The organism is Pseudomonas sp. GLN_2 (assembly GCF_043106005.1).
Taxonomy (GTDB): Bacteria; Pseudomonadota; Gammaproteobacteria; order Pseudomonadales; family Pseudomonadaceae; genus Aquipseudomonas; species Aquipseudomonas alloputida.
In genome coordinates this window covers 14,171-39,619 of sequence record NZ_JBICMC010000033.1, presented here as the reverse complement: position 1 = coordinate 39,619, position 25,449 = coordinate 14,171, and the positions used below count along the sequence as shown (strand labels likewise).

Sequence of the window (25,449 nt, the reverse complement as noted above, 5' to 3'; positions counted from 1 at the left end):
GTTGTCTCCCTGTTCAACCCGCCAAGCCTCGACACTTGTCCGGTGCAAGTCAAGCAAAGTCAAAGAAGCGATTGATACAGTCTGCAACAAGGGTCGCGCCCTGTGCATCGTTCAGGTGCAGGTGATGGCCGCCGGGTAGTGTCACCTGTTCAAAGGGTAGCTGCTCCAGCAACCCGGTGTGGCGCGCCAGCATACCGTCGGCGGCCACCACCAAGAGCGCCGGGCAACTCACCCGCCGCACATAGGCCATGGCCTGGGCCTCGCTCAGGCGCACCGGCGAGGGCAGGGTCAGCCGGCTGTCGCTGCGCCAGCTGTAGCCACCGGGCACCGGCATCAGGCCACGCTGGGCCAGCAGCTCGGCCGCTTCACGGCTGACCGCGACCATGCCTTTCATCCGGGCTTGCACCCCTGCTTCCAATGTCGCATACACCGACTTGCGCTTGCCATCCAGCCGCAACTGGGCTTGCAGTGCCATCCCTAAGCGCTCACCTGCGTCCTGCTCGGCGCCAGTCGGCGGGATGACGCCGTCGATAAGCGCCAGGTGACTGACCCGATCGGGCAATGCACCGGCCAGTTGCACCGAAATGATCGCGCCCAGCGAATGCCCCAGCAGGGCGAAACGCGGCCAACCCAGTTGCTCGGCCACGCGCAGCACGTCATGGGCATAGTCAGCCAGGGCATACCCGGCGCCAAGCGGGCGGTGCTCCGAATAACCATGGCCGGCCAGGTCCAGGGCGACGAGGCGTAGACCTTTCAGTTGCGGTGCCAGGCGGGCAAAGCTGTTGGCATTGTCCAGCCAGCCATGCAGGGCAATCACCGGCAGCCCGTCTTCGGGGCCGAACAGGTGTGCAGCCAGTTCGATATGGCCCAGGCTCAGACGAATTTCCTCAACGTGTGCGCTCATGCCTGGCTCCAGCGGTCGAACAGGCCCTTGATCAGGCTGGCAGTGTCGGCCGGGCGCTCCAGCGGGAACATGTGCCCACCCGGTACACTGTGGTATTCACCTTTGGGCATACTGCGCACAGCCAAGGTGTGGTGGCGACGAATGACGTTGCTACGGTTGCCGCGCACCATGGCCAGCGGCACCTGCAACTGGCGCGCGGGGGCGGGGCTGGTATGCGGGATGCTGCGGTAGATGCTGATTTCAGTAGCAGGGTCGAAGCGCAACTGCAGCCCTTGCTCCACCACCTGCAGTCCATGTTCTACATAAGCGTCGAGGCAATCGGGATCGAAATGGCGGAACAGTGATTTGCCAGCGAAATAGTCCCGGGCGCTGTCGCGGTCATTGAACGTTTCGCGACGCCCCAGGGTGCGCCCGGCCGGTGTGATGCGGTCAATGAAACCCAAGCGCTTGGCTGTACGCAGCAGCCATTGATCAGCGCGGGTGAGCACCGGGGAGTCGAGCATCACCAGCCCCCGGTAGTACTCGGGGCAGCGCAATGCCGCGTGCAGGTGCAACACGCCACCCAGCGAATGGCCGACGCCCCAGACCGGCTGGTCCTGCTGCGCCAGGTGATGCAACAATTCATCGACCAGGCTTTGCCAGTTTTCGTCCACGGGAAAGCGCGGGTCATGCGCGTGCTGGGCCAGGTGCTGCACCTGATAGTCCGGCGCCAGCGCTGCAAACAGCTTGCCGTAGGTGGCCGATGGGAAACCGTTGGCATGGGCGAAGAAGATCTGCTGCGACATGGCGCCTGGTCCGGACCGGAATGATGGCCCATTGTCGGCATCGCGGGGCGGTTCGGCAATGTCCATAAAGGTCATCGGCGAGGGGGATCAGGTCATGCCGAGCGGTCGAAACTGCTCAGCGACCGACGCAGGCAGGCCTGCATGTAGGCCACTTGGCTCTCCAGCGCCTCGCGGGCCAGACGCTGGTCCTGGTAGTCCAGTTGCAGGCGGCGCAAGGCCAGACAACTGGTTTGCAGCAGGTGCGAGACCCGCAGGCAGGCGTCCTGCAGCGTCCGCAGGTCCTGCTCGCATTGTTGCCTCGCAACAGGGTCCAGCCCAGGGTTGTCGTTCACCTTGCGCATCAGGTGGTAAAGCTTGGCATCGGCCGATTCACGCAGCAGGCTGTATTGGGCGAAATCCAGCGAAGTACCTTGGCCAACCTGTTCCAGGGTGGGTTGCAGGTCCAGGGAGCGCAACAGCTCCAGCATTTCACCCCTCATTCGCCGTTCCCTGATGTTTGCCATGTGGCAACGCTAGCAAGCGGTCATGAAGTGCGACAACTGACAAAAATGCCAGTTGCCTTATCGCTCTTTACCCATGCCAGCATTCAGACGCGAGCGAAACAGTGGCCTGCACAAGCCATGGGAGGTTCACGCGGGTGAGTGGATGGCCCGAAGCGTCATCAACCCGGCCAGCAGCCACTCCCCTTCCAGCTCCGCCAGGCTGGCAGTGCTCATGGCTGCCGGCTGTTGCCTGTGGCCGTGCTCCAGCGCACCGACCAAGGTGCCTACCAGCGGCTGGTGGCTGACCAGCAGCACATGCTCAAGCCCCAGGCGCTCGATTTCGCCGATGACCTGCTGTACATCACCCTCGGGCGTCAGCCAGGGCACGGTGCGCACCGGTTCGGCGAAACCCAGGGTGTCATGCACCAGCGCGGCGGTCTGCTGGGCGCGTACGTAAGGGCTGGCGACAATCGCCAGCAATGGCTGCCCGATCAGGTAAGCCGCACTGTGCAGCACCTGCTCGCGACCATGGGCCGTCAACCGGCGCTCGGCATCTGTCTTGGCCCGCGGCTCAGCTTCACCGTGGCGCAGCACCCACAGCTTCACAGCTTGGGTTCCTCGTCACGCACCGGATGCGCGGCCGGTGCCACGGTGTGCGCGGCTTCACCTTCCGGCGCACGCGGGGCCGGCCAGTCTGCGAACGGCCATGGCTTCTGGTCGCTGTGGAAACTGCCGAAGCGACCGATCTGTGCCAGGTACTGGCTCAGGCTGTCGCCGAAGTTCATCAGGCTGGCGCTGGGCGCGCCATACACCAGTCGGTAGATCAGCTGTACCAGCACCAGGCCACCCAACAGCAACTCGGCCAGTTGCCAGACCACCAGGAACACCAGCATCCACAGCACCCGCAGGATGATCGACTCGCGCTGGGCGCGTTCGGGCGTATCGTTCATGTGTTGCTCCTTGTTCGTGTCAGAGCCGCCAAGGGCTCAGTTGAAACCGCTGATGGAAATGAAATCGACATCGGTCTTGGGCTCGGCGCGCATCAAGTGCTCGATCACCTGGTTCAGCGTGCGGCCTTCGAACAGGATGGCATGCAGGCCGGCCACCAGCGGCATGTACACCTGCACTTGCTGGGCCTTGGTCTTGAGCACCTTGAGCGTGTTGACACCTTCGGCCACTTCGCCCAGGCGGCTGACTGCCTCTTCCAGGCTTTGACCCTGCCCCAGTGCGAAGCCAACCTGATAGTTGCGGCTCTTGGGTGAGGAGCAGGTGACGATCAGGTCACCGACACCGGCCAGGCCGAGGAAGGTCATGGGGTTGGCGCCCTGGCTGACGGCGAAACGGGTCATCTCGGCCAAGGCCCGGGTAATCAGCATGCTCTTGGTGTTCTCGCCCATCCCCAAGGCCACAGCCATGCCGGCGATGATCGCGTAGACGTTCTTCAATGCACCGCCCAGTTCGACGCCGAAACGGTCGGCACTGGCGTAGACGCGGAAGGTACGCCCGTGCAGCACGGCCTGTACCTGCTGGCACAGGTCTTCGTGCTCACTGGCCACCACTGTGGCAGTCAGTGCATGTTCGGCGATTTCGCGCGCCAGGTTGGGCCCTGACAAAACGCCGATGCGCGCCTCGGGGGCGATTTCTTCGAGGATCTGGCTCATCAGCTTGAAGCTTTGCGCTTCGATGCCCTTGGTCAGGCTGACCAGGCCTTTGCCGCGCAGCAGCTCGGCATGCGGTGCCAGCACGCTGCGCAAGGCACTCGATGGCAGGGCAACGAAGATCAGCTCGCTGGCCTGCAGGGTGGCCAGCAAGTCGTTGACCGGCTCAACCCCATCGTGCAGGCGGATACCCTTGAGGTAGCGCGGATTCTCGCGATTCACACGCATGGCCTCGGCCTGCGCCGGGTCGCGCATCCATTGACGCACCGGCACACCGTTTTCCGCCAGCAGGTTCGCCACGGCGGTGCCGAAGCTACCGCCGCCCAGAACCGCAACAGGTTGCTGTTCAGTCATATCCAATCCATTAAAGCCAAAAGTTAAGTGGCGACCCCACCATTATACGGCTCGCTTGCCATGCGCCAAGGTTAGCAATGCAGATGACACTGTCATGGCCACGTCGCAACAAATGCAGGCGCGAGCGTGCTCGCGATGCACCGCGCCGGCGGCGCTCGACTTCCGCCCCCACGAAAGCGTCAAGACAGGCACCCTGCAAAACCGCTGCAGATCACTGGAAAATACGCCAAGGTCAGTTACCATGCCTGTTTCAATCCTGAAACAAAGGCCGCTCCGTGTTCCCTGGCACGCCACCGTTCCCGCGCCTGCTGTTATTGACCGCCCTGCTCGGCGGCCAGGCTGCGGCCGACGACCTGTTCATCGACACCCCCGACCTGCCACAGGTTCTGACCGCCACGCGCCTGAAACAATCCCCCGCCGCTGTCCCGGGCAGCATGACGGTACTCGACAGCGAACTGATTCGCGCCAGCGGTGCCCGTGACATCCCCGAACTGCTGCGCCTGGTACCGGGCATGATGATCGGCTACGGTGCCGGCAATCAACCCACGGTCAACTACCACGGCAGCAACGTCAACGACGCACGGCGCATGCAGGTACTGATCGATGGCCGTTCGGTGTACCGCGCAGGCCTGGCCACGGTGGACTGGAGCGACATCCCCTTGGCCATGGAGGACATCGAGCGCATCGAGGTGTTCCGCGGCCCGAACACCGTCAGCTATGGCGCCAACGCGCTGATGGCAGTGGTCAACATCCTCACCCGCAACCCCGCCGACAGCCATGGCACACGGCTGAAAGTGACGCGCGGCCAGGACGGCATCAACGACTTCTATGCCAGCCACGGCTTCGGTTGGGACGGTGGCGACATGCGCCTGTCGCTGTCGGGCCAACAGGACGACGGCTTCGATGAGAACCAGTTCGGCCAGGACTACCGCGACAGCCGCCGCCTGACCCGCTTCAACCTCAGCGCCAACCACAACCTGGCGGTCGACCAGACCCTGGAGTGGCAACTGGCGGCCAAGGAAGGCAGCAATCAGCGGCCCTACACCTACCAGCCGGTGTTCCAGCAGTACGAGTCCGGGAACAATGCCGACGTCAACGCCAAGGACTATGCCGGCTCGTTGCGCTGGACCAAAGACTTCAGCGCTGAACACAGCCTTTATATCCAGGGCTCAGCCCAGCATTTCGATCGCCAGCAAGTGTGGCGCGCCTGTGATGCCTTGCAGTCGTTCAGCCCCGAACTGACCCAGCTCTGGCAGATGAACCCCGACTTCGCGGAAAAAGTGGCGCGCGGTATTGCGACCGGCGCCCCCCTTTCCACTGACGACCCAGCCCTGAAAGGCCTTCTGCAGAAAGTGCAGCAGCAATGGGAGCAGGGAGGGCGGGAGCAGGTCTGCGGCGATGTCGATCAGAGCACCCGTGAAACCCGCTATGACCTGGAAATCCAGGACACCCTGAGCCTGACCGATAGCCTGCGTCTGCTCAGTGGCATGAACTACCGCTATGATCGCGCCGACTCGCAGACCTACTTCAACGGCAGCATCGACGACCAGACCTGGCGCCTGTTCGGCCAGCTGGAATGGCGGGCCGACGAGCACTGGATATTGCAGGGTGGGGCCATGTTCGAAGACTCGCGCCTGTCAGGCAGTTCGCTGACCCCACGCGTCGCGGTCAACTACCTGATCACCCCACGCCACGGCCTGCGTGCGGTGTACTCCGAAGCAGTGCGCTCGCCCGACATGTTCGAGAACAACGTCAACTGGAGTTACACGGTCAAGAACCTCACCCCCAATTCATTCGGCCTGCAAAACGGTGAGTACTTCGTCAAGACCCGTGGCCCTGGCGACCTTGAACAGGAGCGCATGCGCTCGCGCGAGCTGGGCTACAACGGCTACTTCAGCGACATCGACCTGAGCCTGGATGTGAAGCTGTTCTACGACGAGATCACCGGCATGATCAGCGAGCCGCTGAGGAACAACCAGTACATCGCCAGCAACGCCAACAAGGCCCGTTTCAGCGGCAGCGAGGCGCAAATGGACTGGCGCCCCACCCTGCGCGACCGCCTGCGCCTGACCTATGCCTACGTCGATGCCTGGGCCAGTAACCCCGACGACCGTCGCCTTAGCGCCCGCAACAGCGGCTCGGCCGGGTGGATGCGCGAATGGGGTGCCGGCTGGTCGAGCGCGCTGTTCTATTACGGTGACGATGCCCTCAACCAGTACCGCTACGAGCGTCTGGACCTGCGTCTGGCCAAGCGTTTTCGGGTGTATGGCAGCAACCTGGAGCTGGCGGCGCTGTGGCAGCAGCGCCTGGACGATGAACCGACCTCGGCCCTGCAGAACCGCTACGACAGCCGTCACCGCCTGAGCGTAAGCGCGGAGCTGGAGTTCTGATGGCCCTGCTGCTGCGCCTGTTGCTGCTCTGCCTGTGGCCGTTGGGGCCTTTGTCCGCCAGCGAAGTCCTGCTGGTTGGGGCTGAGGACCAGCCCGGTGTACGCAGCTTCATCGCCGCTCTGGAAAGCCGCCGGCCACACGATCATGTGCAGTTTCGCACCACCACCGAACTGCCGCGCCCGGGCAAACTCAAAGCCGACCAACGCCTGATCCTGCTCGACAACGCAGCACTGGAATGGCGCCTGGGAGAAACCGCCGGCCCGCCGGCGCTGGTCATGCGGGTCAGCCGGGTACAGGCTGAACAGCGCCTGGGAAAGTCGCGCCCCGCGTTCCTCACACTGTTGTGGAGCGACGCACCGTTGGGACGGCAACTGCGCCTGGCACGCTACTTGTTGCCGCAGGCCAGGCGCGTTGGCGTGCTGTACGGCGAGCACAGCAGCTTTCTGCTGGACGAACTGCGCCATGCTGCACGGCCGCTAGGCCTGGAGATCGTGGCCCAGGACTGGTCCGACCCGCGTGACAACCGGCCGCTGCAGCACCTGCTGGGCAACAGCGATGTGCTACTGGGCCTGGACGACCCTGACTTGTACAACTCCAAGACCGCAAAGAACCTGCTGTTGAGCAGTTATGGCCGGCAGATGGCACTGATCGGCCCGAACGCCGGCTTCGTTCGCGCCGGCGCCCTGGCCAGTACCTACAGCGACCAGGACGACTGGCTGTGGGTGCTCGACCAGTTGCTCGACCAGCCGCCGACACGCTGGCCGCGCAGCCTGTACCCAGTGCGCTTCGGGGTCAGTGGCAACCAGCAGGTGGCCCGGGCCCTGGGTCTTGAACCGATCGATCAGAACGCCGCCGTCAAGGCCCTGGCCGAGGGAGAACCCACCCCATGAGCAAACGCTTGAGCTGGGACATTCATACCCGCACGCAGATCATCAGTCTCGGCCCCGCCCTGCTACTGACCTTGCTCCTGATCAGTTTCTTTACCTTCGTACGCATCCAGGACCTGCGCCAGGAACTCAACCACACCGGGCAACTGATCGCCAACCAGTTGGCACCGGCGTCGGAGTATGGGGTGATTTCGGGCAACAACGAAGTGCTTGAAGGGCTGATGCGTGCCACCCTCAGCATCCCGCACGTACGCTTTCTGGAAGTACAGGACAGCCGCAACCACATCCTGGTGTACGTCGAGCAGTCCGACGAAAGTGCCAACCGCGCGCAACGGGTCGAAGTGTTCCAGGCGCCCATTCGCCTGCAGCAAATCCGCCTGGACAACGACTTCCTGCAACAGGGCAAAGCCACCACCCCGGCCATCGGTGACGACTACCTGGGCCGTGTGATCGTCGGCATGTCCGATGACGCCTTCAGTCAGCGCCAGCAGGAAATCGTGATCAAGGCCGGGATCCTGGCGTTGTTCGCCCTGCTGTTCACCTTCTTGCTGGCACGCCGCCTGGCCCTGAGCCTGGCCAAGCCGATCAGCGACATGGGCCATGCGGTCAAGGCGATTCAGCAAGGCAAGTACAACACCCCCTTGCCGGTCGTCGACGACAGCGAGCTGGGCCACTTGGCCCGCCACATCAACAACCTGGCCAGCGCCCTGGAACAGGCCAGTGCCGAACAGAAGCAGGCCATTGCCGAACTGATCCAGGCCCGCGAGGAGGCCGAACAGGCCAACCGCGCCAAATCGGATTTCCTGGCGATGATGAGCCATGAGTTGCGCACCCCGATGAATGGCGTGCTGGGCATGCTGCAACTGTTGGAAACCACGCCGCTGAGCAATGAACAGGCCGATTACACGGCAGTGGCCAGCGAGTCCACCGGGCACTTGCTGAAGGTCATCAACGACATCCTCGATTTTTCGCGCATCGAACGCGCCGCGCTGCAGCTGGAGCACATCGACTTCAACCTGGGCGAGCTGATCACCAGCAGTGTCCAGTCGTTCCAGCACAGCGCCCAGCAACGCGGCCTGGGCCTGCACCTGCAACTGCCCGCCGGCATCGAGCAGTTGCAGGTGAACGGCGACCCCACGCGCATCCGACAGATCCTGCTGAACCTGGTGGGCAACGCCCTGAAGTTCACCGAACGTGGCCAGGTGCAGGTCGACGCACGCTGGCAGGTGCTCGACCGGCAGCTGATCTGGCTGACCTGCAGCGTGCGCGACACCGGCATCGGCATCGACAGCGACCGCCTGGAAATGATGTTCGTCGCCTTCCAGCAGGCCGACAGCTCGATTTCCCGTCGTTATGGCGGTACCGGGCTGGGGCTGTCGATCGCTCGTACCTTGGCCGAACGCATGGGCGGCAAGCTCCGCGGTGAAAGCCGTGAGGGCCTGGGTTCGACCTTTACCCTGGAGATGCCGCTGGCCCTCGCCACCCCTGCCCCCGTCCCGTTGACGCCGCCAACGGCCGCACAAACGACGGTGCCGGACAATGATCAGGTACTGCTGGTGGAGGACAATCCGGTCAACCGGAGCGTCGTGGAAGCCATGCTGCGCAGCCTGGGGCTGGCAGTATGCACGGCAGAAGATGGCCTTGAAGCCGTCGAGCGGGTCGGCCGGCAGCGCTTTGCTGCCGTGCTGATGGATTGCCGCCTGCCTCACCTGGACGGCTATGAAGCCACCCGACGCATCCGCCAGTTGCCCAACGGCGCCGGGCTACCGATCATCGCCCTGACCGCCAACGCGTTGCAGGGCGACCGCGAACGTTGCATGGCCGCCGGTATGGACGATTACCTGAGCAAACCCTTGCGCCGTACCGAATTGCAGCAGGTGCTGCAGCGCTGGTTACCCGGTCAGACAACCGCGACTGGCGATAAATGCTAAAGTGCGGCAGTCTTAAACACTGGACAGGACCTTCATCGGACCTGAAAATAGACGTTTCAGTGCACACCTGTACTTCTTTCACCAGGTGCGCTGTGACTTTCACCACAACGCAATAGTCTACCTGTAGGCTGCCGTCTCGAAGCGCTTGGTTTTCGGGCCGGCCGGGAAGATTCATCCCCTGCCGCAGGGGGTTATTGAGGAGCTCGCATGACCAAACAACACGCCTTTACTCGGGAAGACCTGCTGCGCTGCAGTCGCGGTGAGCTGTTCGGCCCAGGTAATGCGCAACTGCCCGCGCCGAACATGCTGATGGTCGATCGCATCACCCATATCAGCGAAGAAGGCGGCAAGTACGGCAAAGGTGAATTGGTCGCCGAGCTGGATATCAACCCGGACCTGTGGTTCTTCGCCTGCCATTTCGAAGGCGATCCGGTCATGCCGGGCTGCCTGGGCCTCGACGCCATGTGGCAGCTGGTTGGCTTCTTCCTCGGCTGGCAGGGTCTGCCGGGCCGTGGCCGCGCCCTGGGTTCGGGCGAGGTGAAATTCTTTGGCCAGGTACTGCCTGAAGCCAAGAAAGTCACGTACAACATTCACATCAAGCGCGTCCTGAAGGGCAAGCTGAACATGGCCATCGCCGATGGTTCGGTCAGCGTCGACGGCCGCGAGATCTACACTGCCGAAGGCCTGCGGGTCGGCGTGTTCACCTCCACTGACAATTTCTAAGGGTTATTCGCATGCGCCGCGTCGTTATCACTGGTCTGGGCATCGTATCGTGCCTGGGCAATGACAAAGCTACCGTCACCGAAAACCTGCGCAACAGCCGTCCGGGTATCCGTTTCAACCCGGAATACAAGGAAATGGGGCTGCGTAGCCAGGTTTCCGGGTCCATCGACCTCAACCTCGAAGAACTGATCGACCGCAAGGTTTACCGCTTCGTCGGCCATGCGGCTGCCTACGCCTACCTGGCCATGCAGGACGCGATCAAGGACGCCGGCCTGACCGAAGAGCAGGTTTCCAGCCCGCGTACCGGCCTGGTGGCCGGTTCCGGCGGCGCCTCGACCCTGAACCAGATGGAAGCGCTGGACACCCTGCGTGAGAAAGGCGTCAAGCGCGTCGGCCCGTACCGCGTTACCCGCACCATGGGCAGCACCGTGTCGGCATGCCTGGCCACCCCGTTCAAGATCAAGGGCATCAACTACTCGATCTCGTCGGCCTGTGCCACCTCGGCTCACTGCATCGGTACCGCACTGGAGCAGATCCAGTGGGGCAAGCAGGACATCGTCTTCGCCGGTGGTGGTGAAGAAGAGCACTGGAGCCAGTCGTTCCTGTTCGATGCCATGGGCGCCCTGTCGACCAAGCGCAACGAAACCCCGGAACTGGCCTCGCGCGCCTACGACGCTGACCGTGATGGTTTCGTCATCGCTGGCGGTGGCGGCATGGTCGTGGTCGAGGAACTGGAACACGCCCTGGCCCGCGGCGCCAAGATCTACGCCGAAATCGTTGGCTACGGTGCGACTTCCGACGGCTACGACATGGTTGCACCGAGCGGCGAAGGCGCCATCCGCTGCATGCAGCAGGCGCTGTCCACTGTCGACACCCCGATCGACTACCTGAACACCCACGGTACCTCGACCCCGGTCGGTGACGTGGCCGAGATCAAGGGCGTGCGTGCCGTGTTCGGCGACAAGGCGCCGAAGATCAGCTCTACCAAGAGCCTGTCGGGTCACTCGCTGGGCGCTGCCGGCGTGCACGAAGCGATCTACTGCCTGCTGATGATGGAAAACAACTTCATCGCCGGCTCTGCCAACATCGACGAGCTGGATCCGGAAGTCGCCGACTTGCCAATCCTGCGTAAAACCGAAGAAAACGCCAAGATCGACACGGTCATGAGCAACAGCTTCGGCTTCGGCGGCACCAACGCCACCCTGGTGCTCAAGCGCTGGGAAGGCAAGTAAGACGCTGCTGCTGTCAATGAAAACGCCCCGACTGGTTCGGGGCGTTTTTGTTTGTGTTGCCTGTGCTGGCCTCTTCGCGGGTAAACCCACCACACAAGCCTTCAGCGCTGTGCCCACCCTGTAGGAGCGGGTTTACCCGCGAAGAGGCCCGCACAGGTCACTGCTGTACCTTGGGCAACACCGCCAGAAAATTCTCCCGGGCCACCTTGTGCGCCACCGCCTCCGGCAAGGCATCCAGAAACGGCTTGAACCCGTGCATCTGCTCCCCCAGGCTGCCGAACCGCCCCACCACATCCGACCCCAGCATGAACCGCTCCGGGTACTTCTCGACCAGCGCCAACCATGCCTTGCGCGGCACGCCCTGCTCATCCAGCAAATACGGCTGCAGCACACTCCACGACAAATCGACATACAGGTTCGGGTAGTCCTCCAGCAATCGCGTCAGCACCGGCAGTAGAAAGTCCATCTGCGTCTGGTGGCGGTGTATTTCCATGCTGCTGCCCGCATGCGCCCAGATGAATCGCGTATGCGGATGGTTGCGCAGCGGCTCTTCGATCTCCGCCAGGTAGAGCGGGTTGCGCTCGCGCTTGGAGGTGATGTTGGAATGCAGCAGCACGGGCAGGTCGCGCTCGGCCGCCAGGTGGTAGATACGCGTCATGGCTTCATTATTGGCACGTGGCGTGTCGCCACTGGTCAGCGCTGTCAGGTCATCATGTCGGGTGAACACCTCGCCGATGCCCTGCCACAGCCCCGGGTACAAATCGAGCATGCGCTCGATATGGCTGACCGCATTCTTGTCCACCGGGTTGAAACCACTTAGAAACGGGTGGAACCGCTTGCGCTGCTCACTTGGCAATTGCTGCAGCGCCGCCGCCACGTAAGTGTCGGTGGCGCTGTACCAATAGGCGTCGGCGTCATCACCGGCGTAGTAGCGCGGGCGCTTGGGCTCGTCTTCGTGCCATTTCTTGGCCACGGGTATGCCTGAAATCATCGACTGCTCAACCCCTGCGGCATCCATGGCCTTGATCAGCGCCGGCATGCCTTCACTTTCCTGGAAGAAGTCCACGTAGTGCAAGTGGGCATCACTGTAGCGGTACTCGCGCGCCTGGGCCGCCTGGCACAGCCAGCCGAACAACAGCACACAAGCCAGCGCTCTGGCGGTCATGGTCATCTTCCTCATGCAAGTACGAACCCAGTAGACCAGGCGGCCGCCAAGACGGTTCAGCCACGGCGGGCAAACCGCTATGCTTGAGGCACTTCCACCGTGCCTGGAGCCTTCCCCATGAGCAGCCCACTGGTCATCCACCCCCGAGCCGAGACGGTCGAGGGCCAGCCGATCCTGCGCCCGCTGCCATCAGCCCAGTGCCGCAGCGTCGGCCCGTTCGTGTTCTTCGACCACATGCTCGAAACAGACTATGCCCCGGGGCATGGCATGGACATCCGCCAGCACCCGCACATCGGCCTGTCCACCCTGACCTACCTGTTCGAAGGCGCAATCCTGCACAAGGACAGCCTCGGCTCGGCGCAGCGGGTGCTGCCTGGTGATGTCAGCTGGATGACCGCAGGCAGCGCCGTCGCCCATGTCGAGCGCACCCCGGAAGATGCCCTGGCCCATGGTTCGCGCCTGCATGGGCTGCAGGTATGGCTGGCGTCGCCACGCGCGTTTGAGCAAGGCCCGGCAAGTTACAGCCATCACCCCGCCGAGAGCCTGCCCGTCAGTGACAGCCTGGGTGTACGTATCTGCATGATTGCGGGCAGCGGGTTCTGCCTGGCGTCACCGGTGCCGGTGCTGTCCCCTACCCTTTATGCGCATGTCCGGATGCAACCGGCGACCACCTTGCTGGTACCGACCGAGCATGTGCAGCGGGCGCTGTACGTGCTCGATGGTGAGTTGATGATGAACGATGAAGACGTGGAGCCGTGCACCCTGGTGGTGTTGCCGCAGGGCGAAGAGGTGACATTGTATGCCGAGGGTGAATGCCAACTGGTACTGATTGGCGGCGCACCACTGGATGGGCCGCGTCGGATGAACTGGAACTTCGTCGCCAGCGACCCGGAGCTGATCGAGCGGGCCCGGGCCAGGTGGGCTGCGGGGGATTGGCCGGAGGTACCGGGGGAACATTCGAGGATCGAGTTGCCTCGGTGATCGGGGCCGCTTTGCGGCCCTTCGCGGGTAAACCCGCTCCTACACCTGATCGGGGGTGGACACACATGGGTGATTGGGCACAGGCGGTCGTAGGCGCGGGTTCACCCGCGAAGGGCTGCAATCTCAACGCTGGAACACTTCACTCAGCAGATTATGCATTGAACGAAACGCTCGCTCGGAAGTGCGCCGGTCATACTGCATCTTGCCCGGCACATTGGCATTCGGGTCGGTAAACGAGTGCACCGCGCCGCCATAACTGAGCAACTGCCAGTCCACCTTGGCCGCGTTCATCTCGTCCTCGAATGCCGGCAACTGCTCCTTAGGCACCAATGGGTCGGAGGCACCATGCAACACCAGCACCGAGCCCTTGATGCGCTTGGCATCTTCAGGATTCGGCGTGTCCAGGGTGCCGTGGAACGACACGGCCGCACGCAGGTCGGCGCCGCTACGGGCCAGTTCCAACGCACAGCAGCCACCGAAGCAGAAGCCGAAGGTGGCCACCTTGCCAGGCTCCAGCAGCGCCTTCGACTGCCCCAGCAATTGCGCCAGGGCTTCCTGCATGCGCTTGCGCAGTTCGTCACGGTCATTCTTCAGCGGCATCATCGCCACGCCTGCCTCATCGGCATTGGACGGGCGCACCGATTGCCCGTACAGGTCGGCGATCAGCACCACATAGCCCTTCTCGGCCACTTCCTTGGCAATGCGCTCGGCACCTTCACCAATGCCCATCCAGTTCGGCGCCATCACCAGCCCGGGGCGGCCCAGCGCACCCGGCTCATAGACCAAACGGCTTTCGAAGGCCTTGCCAGAAAGGTGATAAACCAGCGATTCGACGATTACTTTGCTCATCAAGCACTCCTTTGGCACTCGTCATAAAAAAGCCCGCCGAAGCGGGCTTTGCTGTGCATCAACTCAAGCAGACAGCTCGACCAATAGCTTGTTCAGGCGACGAACGTATGCCGCCGGGTCCTTCAGGCTGTCACCGGCCGCCAGGGCCGCCTGATCGAACAGGATGTGTGACAGCTCGGCGAAACGGTCTTCGCTCTGCTCGTGGTCCAGCTTTTCGATCAGCGGATGGCTCGGGTTGAACTCGAAGATCGGCTTGGACTCCGGCACTTTCTGCCCGCTGGCTTCCAGGATCTGGCGCATCTGCAGGCCCAAGTCCTGCTCGCCGATTGCCAGGATCGCCGGCGAGTCGGTCAGGCGGTGCGAGACGCGCACTTCGGCCACGCTGTCACCCAGCGCACCTTTCAGTCGCTCGACCAAACCTTCCTTGTCCTTGGCGACTTCTTCCTGGGCTTTCTTGTCTTCTTCCGAATCTAGCTTGCCCAGGTCCAGGTCACCACGGGCAATATCGACAAAGGCCTTGCCGTCGAACTCGTTGAGGTAGCTCATCAGCCACTCGTCGATGCGGTCAGTGAGCAGCAGCACTTCGATGCCTTTCTTGCGGAAGACTTCCAGGTGCGGGCTGTTCTTGACCTGCGCGTACGACTCGCCGGTGAGGTAATAGATCTTGTCCTGACCTTCCTTGGCGCGGGCCAGGTAGTCGGCCAGGGCGACGCTCTGCTCGCCGCTGTCGTCCTGGGTGGAAGCAAAGCGCAGCAGGCCGGCGATTTTCTCCTTGTTGGCAAAATCTTCGGCCGGGCCCTCTTTCAGCACCTGACCGAAGTTTTTCCAGAAGCCCTTGTATTGCTCGGGTTCGTTCTTCGCCAGCTTCTCCAGCATGTCCAGCACACGCTTGGTCAGCGCGGTCTTCATCGAATCGATGATCGGGTCTTTCTGCAGGATTTCACGCGACACGTTCAGCGACAGGTCGTTGGAATCGACCACACCCTTGATGAAGCGCAGGTACAGCGGCAGGAACGACTCGGCCTGGTCCATGATGAACACACGCTGCACGTACAGCTTCAGGCCGCGCGGCGCTTCGCGCTGGTACAGGTCGAACGGCGCACGGGCCGGCACGTACAGCAGCGAGTTGTATTCGAGCTTGCCTTCGACCTTGTTGTGGCTCCAGGCCAGCGGGTTTTCGAAGTCATGGCCAATGTGCTTGTAGAACTCCTGGTATTCCTCGTCCTTCACGTCGGTGCGCGAACGGGTCCACAGGGCGCTGGCACGGTTGACGGTTTCCCACTCTTCGGCCGGCTGCTCTTCACCTTCGGCGGCGGCCTGCTCTTTCGGCAGTTGAATCGGCAGGGCGATGTGGTCGGAGTATTTCTTGACCACGTTGCGCAGGCGCCAGCCATCGGCGAACTCCTGCTCGTCCTTCTTCAGGTGCAGGACGATACGGGTACCGCGCTGTGGTTTGTCGATGGTGGCGACTTCGAATTCGCCCTCGCCTTTCGACGACCAGTGCACACCTTCGGCCGCTGGCTGGCCCGCACGGCGGCTGTACACGTCGACCTTGTCGGCAACGATGAACGCGGAGTAGAAGCCCACGCCGAACTGACCGATCAGGTGCGAGTCCTTCTTCTGGTCACCGGTGAGGTTCTTCATGAAGTCGGCAGTGCCGGACTTGGCGATGGTGCCCAGGTGGGCAATGACGTCTTCGCGGCTCATGCCGATGCCGTTGTCCTCGAGGGTCACGGTACCGGCGTCCTTGTCGAAGCTCAGGCGAATCTTCAGGTCAGCATCGCCCTCGAGCAGCTCTGGCTTGGCCAGGGCTTCGAAACGCAGCTTGTCGGCGGCGTCGGAAGCATTGGAAATCAGCTCCCGCAGGAAGATTTCCTTGTTCGAGTACAGCGAGTGAATCATGAGGTGCAGCAGTTGCTTCACCTCGGTCTGGAAGCCCAACGTTTCCTTTTGTGTTTCCACAGTCATGGTCTTCGAAACTCCGATCTGATGGCGGTGACGCCTGGCGGCCGGTTCGGCCAGCGTTAACGGCGGATGTCATGCAGATGGGGGCTGCCCGGATGATTTCAAGGGCTTTTCCGGTTCGATCTTGAAATGCGCACGGGCCGTGGCAATCGGCGACTGCCTGTCGCCCTGCCAGGCGGTGATGGCCACGTTGGTCACCCGCCGGCCCTGACGCCAGAGCTGGCACTGGGCGTAGGTATCGCGAAAATGCCCGGCGCGCAGGTAGTCGATAGAAAAGTCGATGATCTTCGGAATGCTTGCGCTCTCGCTGTAGATCAGCAGGTACAGCGCTGCCGACAGCTCCATGAAGCCGGCGATCACGCCGCCATGAATGGCCGGTAGCAGTGGGTTGCCGATATTGTCCGGGCTTGCCGGCAGGCGGAACAACACATCATCGCCCTGACGCTCGCATTCGATGCCAATCAGCCCGGCATAGGGGATCAGCGCCAGCAATGGTCGATAGTCGCCCACCGCATGGGCGGCGTTGAGCTGCTGGCGCACCGCGTGCGGAATCATGCCTTGCCCTCCTTCAGACTGTCGCCGAAACGGATGCCGCCCTTGATGTCCTGGCCCAGGCGCATGAACGTGCCTACCACCTGGCAGATGGGCTGGTCGGGGTCGTCCTGGTAGGCGGTGCCACGGGTAAAGATCACGTCGCGGGTAACACGGTAGCACTGGGCGTGGCCGTAGATGTCCTTGCCGGCCTCAGCCGGGTGCATGTAGTCGATGCGCAGGTCCAGGGTCGGGCACACTTCGAAGCGCGGCAGCACACACAACGTGGCCATGCCACAGGTGGTGTCCATCAGCGTGGTCAGCGCACCGCCGTGCACGGCACCGGTTTGCGGGTTGCCGACAATCGCTGGCGACCATGGCAGGACCAGGGTCATGCCATCACCATCAGCCTGCGCCACGCGCATCTGCAACAGCTGACAATGTTTTAACGCCGAGAGAAAGCGTTCGGCCATTGCCATCAAGGTTGAATCGTTCATCGGCTGTTCCCACCGGCCGCAGGGCAGCGGCATAAATTCGTTAAAAAGTCTATGTAGAACGGGGCGTTATATATCTGTAATCTTCGTGGAACTTATTCCGCGTAGTTGCACTCGAAGGAACAAGTCACTTATTCCACCAAGGAGAAACACCCCCATGCGTAAACCTTTTGCTTTTGCTCTGATGCTGGCCGCTGCCATGGGCCTGGCTGCTTGCGATAAAGCGAGCGAAGACAAAGCCCAGGACGCACAGCAACACGCCGAGCAAGCCCAGGAAAAAATGGGTGAAGCTCAGGATAAGATGAACGAAGCCGCCAAGGAAAACGCCGAAGCTGCCAAAGACCAGGCCGAAGCCGAGCAGAAGGCTGCCGAAGAAGCTGCTCCGGCTACTCCGGCTCCAGCTACGCCGGCAGAACCTGCCAAGCAGTAACTCGAGTCAACAAAAAAACCCGACAACTGTCGGGTTTTTTTGTGTTTGCAAGTTGCAGCTTAAACGTTTAACCCGATAGTTCACTCGCCGCCGGCATTTATCAGCACCCGCCGCGTGCCGCGCAGTAAATTTTGCGGGCGGGTTCTCGTTCAAAGTACAACCCCGCGACCTGTCTCGGAGGAACTTACTTTGGCTGGAACCCTGCATGAAACGTCCCCCCTTGGCCCGCCGGGCCCTGATCACCATAGTTGGCCTGGCGACATTGCTGGCCGTAAGTGCCTGGCAGATCATGCCACCCCGCCATGATGGCCTGAATACCGTCACTGTCAGCCGGGGTGATATCGAGAGCAGCGTTACCGCCATCGGCACCTTGCAGCCACGCCGTTATGTTGACGTCGGCGCCCAGGCATCCGGGCAGATCCGTGCCATCAGGGTCGAGGTCGGCGACGCGGTGCAAGAAGGCCAGTTACTGGTCGAGATCGACCCTTCCACGCAACAGGCCAAACTGGACGCGGGACGCTACTCGGTCGAGAACCTGCAGGCACAGTTGCAAGAGCAACGTGCCCAGCATGAGCTGGCCCGGCAGAAGGCCGAGCGCCAGCAAAGCCTGGCGGCAGGCGGCGCCACGCGCGAAGAGGATGTGCAAACGGCGCGCGCCGAGCTCAAGGCCACCCAGGCGCGCATCGACATGATCCAGGCGCAGATTCGCCAGGCCCAGGCCAGCCTGCGCAGCGACCAGGCCGAACTGGGTTACACCCGCATCTATGCCCCCATGAGTGGCACCGTGGTCGCACTGGATGCCCGCGAGGGGCAGACGCTTAACGCCCAGCAGCAGACCCCGCTGATCCTGCGCATCGCCAAATTGTCACCGATGACAGTCTGGGCGGAAGTGTCGGAAGCGGACATTGGCCACGTCAAACCCGGCATGCACGCCTATTTCACCACCCTCAGCGGTGGCACCCGGCGCTGGAACAGCACTGTACGGCAGATCCTGCCGGTGCCGCCCAAGCCGCTGGAGCACGCCAACCAGGGCAGCGGCAGCCCGGCCAGCAAAAGCAATGGCCGGGTGGTGCTGTATACGGTGTTGCTGGACGTCGATAACGCCGACGGCGCCCTGATGGCAGAAATGACCACCCAGGTGTTCTTCGTCGCTGACCGTGCGCACGATGTGCTGACCGCCCCGATTTCCGCGCTCAACCCGGGGAAGCAGCCCGATCGCAGGCTGGCACAAGTACTGACGAAACACGGCGCCATTGAAAATCGCGAAGTGCGCACCGGCATCAGCGACCGCCTGCGCGTGCAGATTCTCGAAGGGCTGGAAGAAGGTGATCGCCTGCTGATCAGCCCCTTGCTCAGCGCAGGAGGGTAAATGCCAGTCCCACTGATTGAGCTGCGCGATATCCGCAAATGCTATGGCGGCGTCGATACACCGCAAATCGAGGTCTTGCGCGGTATCAACCTGAGCATTCACGCCGGTGAATTCGTCGCCATTGTCGGTACCTCCGGCTCAGGCAAGTCTACGCTGATGAACATCCTCGGCTGCCTGGACCGCCCCTCCAGTGGCGACTACCTGTTCGCGGGTGAACAGGTGGCCAGCCTGGACAGTGACGCACTCGCCTGGCTGCGGCGTGAAGCCTTCGGTTTCGTGTTCCAGGGCTATCACCTGATTGCCTCCGGCACCGCCCAGGAAAATGTCGAAATGCCGGCGATCTATGCCGGCACGCCTGCCGCCGAGCGCCACGCACGCGCCCATGCCCTGCTGACCCGCCTGGGCCTGGCCGAACGTACCGGTAATCGCCCGCACCAGTTGTCCGGCGGCCAGCAGCAACGCGTATCGATAGCCCGCGCCCTGATGAACGGTGGCCACATCATTCTGGCAGACGAACCCACTGGCGCCCTCGACAGCCGCAGCGGTACCGAAGTCATGGCCCTGCTCGACGAACTGGCCAGCCAGGGCCATGTGGTGATCCTCATCACCCACGACCGGGAAGTCGCCGCACGGGCCAAGCGCATCATCGAAATCCGCGATGGCCAGATCATCAGCGACCAGGCCCAGCCTGAGCCACTGCCCGCTTCGCACCCTCAGGCCGACGTGCTGCAGGCCGTCGACCTGCGCCAGCGCCTGAACGATGGCAGCGAGCACAACGGTGCCTGGAAAGGCGAACTGCTGGACGCCGTCAAGGCGGCGTGGAGGGTGATGTGGATCAACCGCTTCCGCACCGCACTGACGTTGCTGGGCATCATCATCGGCGTGGCGTCGGTGGTGGTCATGCTGGCAGTGGGTGAAGGCAGCAAGCGCCAGGTCATGGCGCAGATGGGCGCCTTCGGCTCCAACATCATCTACCTCAACGGCAAGCCACCCGCCCCCAGGGCGCCGGAAGGCATCATCACCCTGGACGACACCCGCGCCATCGCCACCCTGCCCCAGGTGCGCATGATCATGCCCGTCAATGGCGGCAAGGCCGGTGTGCGCTATGGCAACCAGGACCTGAAGCTCTATGTCGGCGGCTCCAACACCTACTTCCCGCAGATATTCAACTGGCCAGTGGCGCAGGGCAGTTTCTTCACCGAGGCCGACGAAGCCGCCGGCGCCGCAGTGGCAGTGATCGGCGAAAAGACCCGGGAAAAACTGTTTGCCGACCGCAACCCGGTGGGCCAGTACATTCTCATCGAGAACGCACCGTTCCAGGTCATCGGGGTGCTGGCCGGCAAGGGCGCCAGCTCTGGCGACCAGGATGCCGACGCCCGAGTGATGGTGCCCTACACCACCGCCAGCGTGCGCCTGTTCGGCAACCAGGCCCCGGAATACGTGGTGATCGCCGCCGCAGATGCGCGCCAGGTGAAGCAGACCGAGCAGGTCATCGACCAGTTGCTGCTGAAACTGCACAACGGCGTAACCGACTTCGAACTGACCAACAATGCGGCCATGATCCAGGCCGAAGCCAGGACGCAGAACGCGCTGTCGCTGATGCTGGGCGCCATTGCCGCCATTTCGCTGCTGGTGGGCGGCATCGGGGTGATGAACATCATGCTGATGACCGTGCGCGAGCGCACACGGGAAATTGGTATCCGCATGGCCACCGGCGCGCGCCAGCGCGACATCCTGCGCCAGTTCCTTACTGAAGCCGTGATGCTGACGATGGTCGGCGGCGTCAGCGGCATCGCCCTGGCATTACTGATCGGCGGCGCCCTGAGCCTGGGCCAGGTCGCCGTCGCCTTCTCGCTGCCCGCCGCCATCGGTGCCTTCGCCTGCGCCGTGGTCACCGGTATCGCGTTCGGCTTCATGCCCGCCCGCAAGGCTGCACGGCTCGACCCGGTGGCCGCCCTTACCAGCGTATGAGTACCCCAACGTTGATCAAACCCTTGCCCCTGCTCGGCGCCTGCCTGCTGCTGAGCGCCTGCGCCACCCCTGCAACGCCGCCGCAACACGGTGTGCATACCCCGGCCCGCTGGCAGGCCGCCACGCCTCAGAGCACACCACGCCACTTGACCGGCTGGTGGCAGTCGTTCGGCAGCCCGGCACTGAACCAGCTGGTGGAGCAAGCCCGCACCGACAGCTTCGAAATCGGCGCGGCCATGGCCCGGGTTCGCCAGGCACAGGCCGATGCGGTCATTGCCGGCGGCCCCTTGCTGCCCGAGGTGACCGGGGCAGCCAATGCCAACCGCGAGCGCCTGCAGCACGGCAACGGCTACAGCCAGCTGAATTCCAGCCCGACCCAGCGCACCACTCATTACCTGGATGTGGCCCTGAAGGCCAGCTATGAGGTGGACTTCTGGGGCGGCAACGCGGCAGCCCGCGAGAGTGCCCTGCACGGCCTGCAAGCCAGTGAGTTCGACCGCGCGACCGTTGAACTGACCTTGCTCGGCAAGGTTGCCGACAGCTACATGCAGGCGCTGGCCTTCCAGCAGCAGGGGCGGATTGCCGACCTTAACCTGGCCAATGCCGAGCGTGTCCTGCAACTGGTGCAAACCCGCTTCGATGCAGGCTCGGCCACGGCACTGGAACTGGCCCAGCAACAAAGCCTGGTCGCCACCCAGCAACGGCAACGCCCGCTTTACCAGCAACAGGCCCGGGAGGCCCTGATCACCCTGGCGACCCTGGTCGGGCAGCCGGTGCAGGACCTGCAACTGGACAACACGCGCTTTGAACAGCTCAACTGGCCCTCGATCGATGCGGGCCTGCCCAGCGAACTGATCAGCCGTCGGCCGGACATCGCCAATGCCGAGGCCAAGCTGGCGGCGGCTCAGGCCAATGTGCGCGTAGCCCGCGCGGCGATGCTGCCCAAACTCAACCTGACGCTGATCGTCGGCAGCGGCGCCGATCACTTCCCGGACGTCTTGCGCAACCCCTTCACCAGCCTCGCCGCAGGCCTGGTCACGCCGGTGTTCAACAACGGCCGCCTGCGCGCTGAACGCGACAAGGCGGTAGCAAGCCAGGAGGAACTGCTGCAGAACTACCGCGGCGCCATCCTGGCCGGTTTCGGCGATGTGGAAAAGGCCCTCAATACCCTGGACGGCATCGACCGGCAACTGCATTGGCAGGCGATCGAACTGCAACAGGCGCGCAAAGCCTTCGACATCGCCGAAAGCCGCTACCAGGCGGGCGCCGAGGACCTGCTGACCGTCCTGCAAACGCAACGCACCCTGTACCAGGCTCAGGACGAGGATGTGCAACTGCGCCTCAAGCGGGTCATGGGCAGCATCGCCCTGTACAAGGCCCTGGGCGGCGGCTGGCAGGTCGCTGGCGCTGAACCGGGTGCCGCACCTGGCGCTTAAACATCGGCAGGTGCGGTTCGTCTTTATCCATGGACAGCACCCGACAAGTCGCACTCGCCCCCTCACAGGAAGCCCTATGAACGCACCCTCTTTCAGTCTGATCCTGGCCGATGGCCGCAAAGCCAGTGCCCAGGATGAAACGCCAGAGAGCGGTAGCCTGCGCCTCGACAGCAGCGCCGCCATCCCCTACCGGGAGGTCGACAACCGCATCGTCTTCGAGCAACTTCCGCCAGCATTTCCGGCCAGCGCGATGCTGGCAGTGCTGGCGACCCGTTTCTGCCACCGCAAACAATGCAACGAGGTGAATGTGCAGGTCCCTGGCGACCGGGAATTTGCCGTGCGTGCGGTACGCGAAGGCATTTTCGATCACTGGCAGGTCGACGACCAAGGCAGGCTTGCCCTGCGCTGTACCCGCCAGACCTTCTGGCAGCAACCCCTGCCATGGCTTCGCGAGCCGGCCAGCGTGCACACGGCCCCGCGTTATTGCTTCAGCGGCGAGAAACGCCACCCGCAACGCCCGCCCAAACCGGCGGGCGAAGTCTATCGACGCCATCTGCCGAAGCTGAACGCCACCTTTTCACTGCGCACCATCGACCCGGTGAAGGACCTTGCAGCCTTCAACCGCTGGATGAACCTGGAGCAAGTCGCGTTCTTCTGGGAGCAGACCGGCACCCCGGAAGAACATGCGCAATACATTCGCGAAATGCTCGACGACCCGCGCGTACACCCGCTGATCGGCTGCTTCGATGACGAACCCTTCGCCTACTTCGAGGTGTACTGGTGCAAGGAAGACCGCATCGCCCCCTACTACGACGTCGCCGACTACGACCGTGGCTGGCACGTGGTGATCGGCGAGCCCAAGCACCAGGGCATCGGCAAACTGCGCGGCTGGTTCCGCTCGCTGATGCATTACATGTTCCTCGATGACCCACGCACCCAGCGCATCCTCGGCGAGCCGCGCATCGACCATACGCGCCAGATCGACTTCCTCAAGTCCCAGGGGTTCGGCCACCTGAAGGACATTCAACTGGCCCACAAGAAAGCCGCTCTGCTGCGTCTGGAGCGTGAAGCCTTCTTTGATGACCACGTCCTTTGATCCGCCTGGAGAAGACTTCCCCATGATTCGCAAACCGCTCAGCGCGACCCGCGAGCTTGCCCAGTTGCTCAAGCCGTTCTGGCCCATCGTGCTGGTTTCCATACTGTTGGGCATCCTCGGCGGCTTCAGCGTCACCACGCTGCTGGCCACCATCAACCGCGCCCTCAACAGCGAAGCAGGGCTGACCCACGCCGTGCTGTGGTTGTTTGCCGGCCTCTGCGTGCTGACCTTGCTCAGCAGCATCTTCTCCGACATGGGCACCAACTTCGTTGGCCAGAAGATCATTGCCAAACTGCGCAAGGAGCTGGGCGAAAAAGTGCTTTCGGCGCCCATCGAGCAGATCGAGCGCTATCGCAGCCACCGCCTGATACCGGTGCTGACCCACGATATCGATACCATCAGCGATTTCTCGTTCGCCTTCGCCCCCCTGACCATTTCGCTGACGGTGACGCTGGGCTGCATGGGCTACCTGGCAACATTGTCCGGCCCGCTGTTCCTGCTGATGCTGCTGGCATTGGGCGCCGGCATCACCGCCCAGGTCATCGCCCGCACGCGCGGCATCAAGGGGTTCAATAGCGCCCGCGAGGCCGAGGACGACCTGCAGAAGCATTACAACGCCATTGCCCAGGGCGCCAAGGAGCTGCGCATACACCGGCCGCGCCGGTATCGCATGTTCACCCGACACATCCAGGGGATCAGCGAGCGGATCAGCGCCATCCAGATCAAGGCAGTCAACACCTACATCCTGGCCAAGACGTTCGGCTCGACGCTGTTCTTCATCGTCATCGGCCTGGCCCTGGCCCTGCAGAGCACCTGGACAAGCGTCGATCAGGCGGCAATGACCGGCTTCGTGCTGGTGCTGCTGTACATGAAAGGCCCACTGGACCATCTGGTCAGCGTACTGCCGCTGGTCAGCAAGGCACAGGTGGCATTCCAGCGCATTGCCGAGCTGTCAGAGCAGTTTTCCTCGCCCGAACCGAACCTGCTGCTCGACGGCCAAGGCGCACCGCGCCAGACCATCGACAGCCTGGAACTGCGCAATGTGCAGTACGCATTTCCGGCCGTCGAGGGCAGCACGCCGTTTCGCCTGGGCCCGGTGAACCTCACGATCAACCAGGGCGACATCGTGTTCATCGTCGGCGAGAACGGTTGTGGCAAGACCACGCTGATCAAGCTGCTGCTTGGCCTGTATGCGCCGCACAGTGGTGACATCCTGCTGGATGGTCAGCCGGTCTCGGTGCTTGACCGGGATGACTACCGACAACTGTTCACCACCATTTTCGCCGACTACTACCTGTTCGACGACGTGGTCCAGGGCGACCAGCAGATTCCCGACGATGCTACCCAATACCTGCAACGCCTGGAGATCGCGCACAAGGTCAGCGTACGTGACGGCGCCTTCACCACCACCGACCTGTCCACTGGGCAACGCAAGCGCCTGGCCCTGATCAGCGCCTGGCTGGAGCAGCGCCCGGTACTGGTGTTCGACGAGTGGGCAGCCGATCAGGACCCCACCTTCCGCCGCATCTTCTACACAGAGCTGCTGCCGGACCTCAAGCGCCTGGGCAAGACCATCATTGTCATCTCCCACGATGACCGCTACTTCGATATTGCCGACCAGCTGGTACACATGGACAGCGGCAAGGTTCGCACCGCAGCCCAGCCGGCCTGACCGGCTGCATCCCTCGCCCCGACCAGGTCGGCTACAACCCTGGCCGGGGCCTGCCCACCCGCCCCGTCAGCCACGCGCCCGCCGGTAAATTTGCCGGGCGGCGGCTCGTTTACTGGCCATACACCTCTCCAGAGGACAGCGGCC

General features: G+C 63.0%; 23 protein-coding genes. 12 read left to right on the top strand and 11 right to left on the bottom strand.

What is annotated here, in order from left to right:
- Positions 1-49: 49 nt before the first annotated feature.
- The 6 genes from ACF8Q6_RS08980 to ACF8Q6_RS08955 all read right to left on the bottom strand — a co-directional run bounded on the left by ACF8Q6_RS08980 (position 50) and on the right by ACF8Q6_RS08955 (position 4,183).
- Positions 50-904, bottom strand: coding sequence for an alpha/beta hydrolase (locus ACF8Q6_RS08980; protein WP_392490721.1), 855 nt, complete (start codon positions 902-904; stop codon positions 50-52).
- Complete coding sequence (locus ACF8Q6_RS08975; RefSeq protein ID WP_392490720.1) at positions 901-1,689, bottom strand: alpha/beta fold hydrolase; 789 nt, start codon at positions 1,687-1,689, stop codon at positions 901-903. Before ACF8Q6_RS08975 ends, ACF8Q6_RS08980 begins: the two co-directional genes overlap by 4 nt.
- Positions 1,690-1,781: 92 nt before the next feature.
- Positions 1,782-2,156, bottom strand: a complete 375-nt coding sequence (locus ACF8Q6_RS08970) for a hypothetical protein (RefSeq protein WP_392490725.1) — start codon at positions 2,154-2,156, stop codon at positions 1,782-1,784.
- A 162-nt stretch (positions 2,157-2,318) separates the two neighbouring features.
- Complete coding sequence (gene sixA, locus ACF8Q6_RS08965) at positions 2,319-2,777, bottom strand: phosphohistidine phosphatase SixA (RefSeq protein WP_392490719.1); 459 nt, start codon at positions 2,775-2,777, stop codon at positions 2,319-2,321.
- Positions 2,774-3,121 carry a DUF4389 domain-containing protein gene (locus ACF8Q6_RS08960; protein ID WP_392490718.1) on the bottom strand — a complete coding sequence of 116 codons (348 nt, stop codon included), beginning with the start codon at positions 3,119-3,121 and terminating at the stop codon, positions 2,774-2,776. Before ACF8Q6_RS08960 ends, sixA begins: the two co-directional genes overlap by 4 nt.
- A gap of 36 nt (positions 3,122-3,157) precedes the next feature.
- Positions 3,158-4,183, bottom strand: coding sequence for an NAD(P)H-dependent glycerol-3-phosphate dehydrogenase (locus tag ACF8Q6_RS08955; RefSeq protein WP_392490717.1), 1,026 nt, complete (start codon positions 4,181-4,183; stop codon positions 3,158-3,160).
- A gap of 275 nt (positions 4,184-4,458) precedes the next feature.
- Here ACF8Q6_RS08955 and ACF8Q6_RS08950 point away from each other — a divergent pair, with 275 nt between their 5' ends.
- The 5 genes from ACF8Q6_RS08950 to fabB all read left to right on the top strand — a co-directional run bounded on the left by ACF8Q6_RS08950 (position 4,459) and on the right by fabB (position 11,346).
- Positions 4,459-6,573, top strand: a complete 2,115-nt coding sequence (locus ACF8Q6_RS08950; RefSeq protein WP_392490716.1) for a TonB-dependent receptor plug domain-containing protein — start codon at positions 4,459-4,461, stop codon at positions 6,571-6,573.
- Complete coding sequence (locus ACF8Q6_RS08945) at positions 6,573-7,463, top strand: ABC transporter substrate-binding protein (protein WP_392490715.1); 891 nt, start codon at positions 6,573-6,575, stop codon at positions 7,461-7,463. The genes ACF8Q6_RS08950 and ACF8Q6_RS08945 overlap by 1 nt, the downstream gene beginning before the upstream one ends.
- Positions 7,460-9,391 (top strand): ATP-binding protein, encoded by a 1,932-nt coding sequence (locus tag ACF8Q6_RS08940; protein WP_392490714.1) that lies wholly within the window; start codon positions 7,460-7,462, stop codon positions 9,389-9,391. Before ACF8Q6_RS08945 ends, ACF8Q6_RS08940 begins: the two co-directional genes overlap by 4 nt.
- 207 nt (positions 9,392-9,598) lie before the next feature.
- The gene (fabA, locus tag ACF8Q6_RS08935; protein WP_003251509.1) at positions 9,599-10,114 is read left to right on the top strand and encodes a 3-hydroxyacyl-[acyl-carrier-protein] dehydratase FabA; all 516 of its coding nucleotides are present in this window, start codon (positions 9,599-9,601) and stop codon (positions 10,112-10,114) included.
- 11 nt (positions 10,115-10,125) lie between these two features.
- Entirely contained in the window at positions 10,126-11,346 is a 1,221-nt protein-coding gene (gene fabB / locus ACF8Q6_RS08930) for a beta-ketoacyl-ACP synthase I (protein WP_012051741.1), read from the top strand.
- Positions 11,347-11,503: 157 nt separating this feature from the next.
- Here the strand turns inward: fabB and ACF8Q6_RS08925 are convergent, their stop codons facing one another.
- Complete coding sequence (locus tag ACF8Q6_RS08925) at positions 11,504-12,511, bottom strand: amidohydrolase family protein (protein WP_064493143.1); 1,008 nt, start codon at positions 12,509-12,511, stop codon at positions 11,504-11,506.
- Positions 12,512-12,628: 117 nt separating this feature from the next.
- Here ACF8Q6_RS08925 and ACF8Q6_RS08920 point away from each other — a divergent pair, with 117 nt between their 5' ends.
- On the top strand, positions 12,629-13,492 hold the full coding sequence (locus tag ACF8Q6_RS08920) for a pirin family protein (RefSeq protein ID WP_392490544.1): 864 nt from the start codon (positions 12,629-12,631) through the stop codon (positions 13,490-13,492).
- A gap of 123 nt (positions 13,493-13,615) precedes the next feature.
- On the opposite strand, the gene ACF8Q6_RS08915 is transcribed toward ACF8Q6_RS08920, so the two are convergent.
- The 4 genes from ACF8Q6_RS08915 to ACF8Q6_RS08900 all read right to left on the bottom strand — a co-directional run bounded on the left by ACF8Q6_RS08915 (position 13,616) and on the right by ACF8Q6_RS08900 (position 17,334).
- Entirely contained in the window at positions 13,616-14,341 is a 726-nt protein-coding gene (locus tag ACF8Q6_RS08915; protein WP_017148202.1) for a dienelactone hydrolase family protein, read from the bottom strand.
- Positions 14,342-14,404: 63 nt separating this feature from the next.
- Positions 14,405-16,309: a molecular chaperone HtpG gene (gene htpG, locus ACF8Q6_RS08910; RefSeq protein ID WP_392490545.1), complete on the bottom strand. Its 1,905-nt coding sequence runs from the start codon at positions 16,307-16,309 to the stop codon at positions 14,405-14,407.
- 69 nt (positions 16,310-16,378) lie between these two features.
- Positions 16,379-16,861: a PaaI family thioesterase gene (locus ACF8Q6_RS08905; RefSeq protein WP_003251519.1), complete on the bottom strand. Its 483-nt coding sequence runs from the start codon at positions 16,859-16,861 to the stop codon at positions 16,379-16,381.
- Positions 16,858-17,334, bottom strand: coding sequence for a PaaI family thioesterase (locus ACF8Q6_RS08900; protein ID WP_003251521.1), 477 nt, complete (start codon positions 17,332-17,334; stop codon positions 16,858-16,860). The genes ACF8Q6_RS08905 and ACF8Q6_RS08900 overlap by 4 nt, the downstream gene beginning before the upstream one ends.
- 154 nt (positions 17,335-17,488) lie before the next feature.
- Here ACF8Q6_RS08900 and ACF8Q6_RS08895 point away from each other — a divergent pair, with 154 nt between their 5' ends.
- The 6 genes from ACF8Q6_RS08895 to ACF8Q6_RS08870 all read left to right on the top strand — a co-directional run bounded on the left by ACF8Q6_RS08895 (position 17,489) and on the right by ACF8Q6_RS08870 (position 25,305).
- Positions 17,489-17,761, top strand: a complete 273-nt coding sequence (locus tag ACF8Q6_RS08895) for a hypothetical protein (protein ID WP_003251523.1) — start codon at positions 17,489-17,491, stop codon at positions 17,759-17,761.
- 205 nt (positions 17,762-17,966) lie between these two features.
- A complete protein-coding gene (locus tag ACF8Q6_RS08890) occupies positions 17,967-19,130 on the top strand; it encodes an efflux RND transporter periplasmic adaptor subunit (RefSeq protein ID WP_392490546.1) in 1,164 nt (387 codons plus the stop codon).
- Positions 19,131-21,101 carry a MacB family efflux pump subunit gene (locus ACF8Q6_RS08885; protein WP_392490547.1) on the top strand — a complete coding sequence of 657 codons (1,971 nt, stop codon included), beginning with the start codon at positions 19,131-19,133 and terminating at the stop codon, positions 21,099-21,101.
- The gene (locus tag ACF8Q6_RS08880; protein ID WP_392490548.1) at positions 21,098-22,537 is read left to right on the top strand and encodes an efflux transporter outer membrane subunit; all 1,440 of its coding nucleotides are present in this window, start codon (positions 21,098-21,100) and stop codon (positions 22,535-22,537) included. The genes ACF8Q6_RS08885 and ACF8Q6_RS08880 overlap by 4 nt, the downstream gene beginning before the upstream one ends.
- A gap of 76 nt (positions 22,538-22,613) precedes the next feature.
- Complete coding sequence (locus tag ACF8Q6_RS08875; protein WP_003251532.1) at positions 22,614-23,633, top strand: GNAT family N-acetyltransferase; 1,020 nt, start codon at positions 22,614-22,616, stop codon at positions 23,631-23,633.
- A 22-nt stretch (positions 23,634-23,655) separates the two neighbouring features.
- Complete coding sequence (locus ACF8Q6_RS08870) at positions 23,656-25,305, top strand: cyclic peptide export ABC transporter (RefSeq protein WP_047603464.1); 1,650 nt, start codon at positions 23,656-23,658, stop codon at positions 25,303-25,305.
- Positions 25,306-25,449: the final 144 nt, after the last annotated feature.

What these genes read in the sequence shown, in the direction of transcription:
- ACF8Q6_RS08960 (WP_392490718.1), bottom strand. Translation starts at nt 3,121, where the DNA reads ATGAACGATACGCCCGAACGCGCCCAGCGCGAGTCGATCATCCTGCGG.
- fabB (WP_012051741.1), top strand. Translation starts at nt 10,126, where the DNA reads ATGCGCCGCGTCGTTATCACTGGTCTGGGCATCGTATCGTGCCTGGGC.
- htpG (WP_392490545.1), bottom strand. Translation starts at nt 16,309, where the DNA reads ATGACTGTGGAAACACAAAAGGAAACGTTGGGCTTCCAGACCGAGGTG.
- ACF8Q6_RS08920 (WP_392490544.1), top strand. Translation starts at nt 12,629, where the DNA reads ATGAGCAGCCCACTGGTCATCCACCCCCGAGCCGAGACGGTCGAGGGC.
- ACF8Q6_RS08870 (WP_047603464.1), top strand. Translation starts at nt 23,656, where the DNA reads ATGATTCGCAAACCGCTCAGCGCGACCCGCGAGCTTGCCCAGTTGCTC.
- ACF8Q6_RS08940 (WP_392490714.1), top strand. Translation starts at nt 7,460, where the DNA reads ATGAGCAAACGCTTGAGCTGGGACATTCATACCCGCACGCAGATCATC.
- ACF8Q6_RS08895 (WP_003251523.1), top strand. Translation starts at nt 17,489, where the DNA reads ATGCGTAAACCTTTTGCTTTTGCTCTGATGCTGGCCGCTGCCATGGGC.
- ACF8Q6_RS08980 (WP_392490721.1), bottom strand. Translation starts at nt 904, where the DNA reads ATGAGCGCACACGTTGAGGAAATTCGTCTGAGCCTGGGCCATATCGAA.
- ACF8Q6_RS08915 (WP_017148202.1), bottom strand. Translation starts at nt 14,341, where the DNA reads ATGAGCAAAGTAATCGTCGAATCGCTGGTTTATCACCTTTCTGGCAAG.
- ACF8Q6_RS08945 (WP_392490715.1), top strand. Translation starts at nt 6,573, where the DNA reads ATGGCCCTGCTGCTGCGCCTGTTGCTGCTCTGCCTGTGGCCGTTGGGG.
- ACF8Q6_RS08975 (WP_392490720.1), bottom strand. Translation starts at nt 1,689, where the DNA reads ATGTCGCAGCAGATCTTCTTCGCCCATGCCAACGGTTTCCCATCGGCC.
- ACF8Q6_RS08900 (WP_003251521.1), bottom strand. Translation starts at nt 17,334, where the DNA reads ATGAACGATTCAACCTTGATGGCAATGGCCGAACGCTTTCTCTCGGCG.
- ACF8Q6_RS08890 (WP_392490546.1), top strand. Translation starts at nt 17,967, where the DNA reads ATGAAACGTCCCCCCTTGGCCCGCCGGGCCCTGATCACCATAGTTGGC.
- ACF8Q6_RS08955 (WP_392490717.1), bottom strand. Translation starts at nt 4,183, where the DNA reads ATGACTGAACAGCAACCTGTTGCGGTTCTGGGCGGCGGTAGCTTCGGC.
- ACF8Q6_RS08875 (WP_003251532.1), top strand. Translation starts at nt 22,614, where the DNA reads ATGAACGCACCCTCTTTCAGTCTGATCCTGGCCGATGGCCGCAAAGCC.
- ACF8Q6_RS08885 (WP_392490547.1), top strand. Translation starts at nt 19,131, where the DNA reads ATGCCAGTCCCACTGATTGAGCTGCGCGATATCCGCAAATGCTATGGC.
- ACF8Q6_RS08970 (WP_392490725.1), bottom strand. Translation starts at nt 2,156, where the DNA reads ATGCTGGAGCTGTTGCGCTCCCTGGACCTGCAACCCACCCTGGAACAG.
- ACF8Q6_RS08880 (WP_392490548.1), top strand. Translation starts at nt 21,098, where the DNA reads ATGAGTACCCCAACGTTGATCAAACCCTTGCCCCTGCTCGGCGCCTGC.
- fabA (WP_003251509.1), top strand. Translation starts at nt 9,599, where the DNA reads ATGACCAAACAACACGCCTTTACTCGGGAAGACCTGCTGCGCTGCAGT.
- ACF8Q6_RS08905 (WP_003251519.1), bottom strand. Translation starts at nt 16,861, where the DNA reads ATGATTCCGCACGCGGTGCGCCAGCAGCTCAACGCCGCCCATGCGGTG.
- ACF8Q6_RS08925 (WP_064493143.1), bottom strand. Translation starts at nt 12,511, where the DNA reads ATGACCGCCAGAGCGCTGGCTTGTGTGCTGTTGTTCGGCTGGCTGTGC.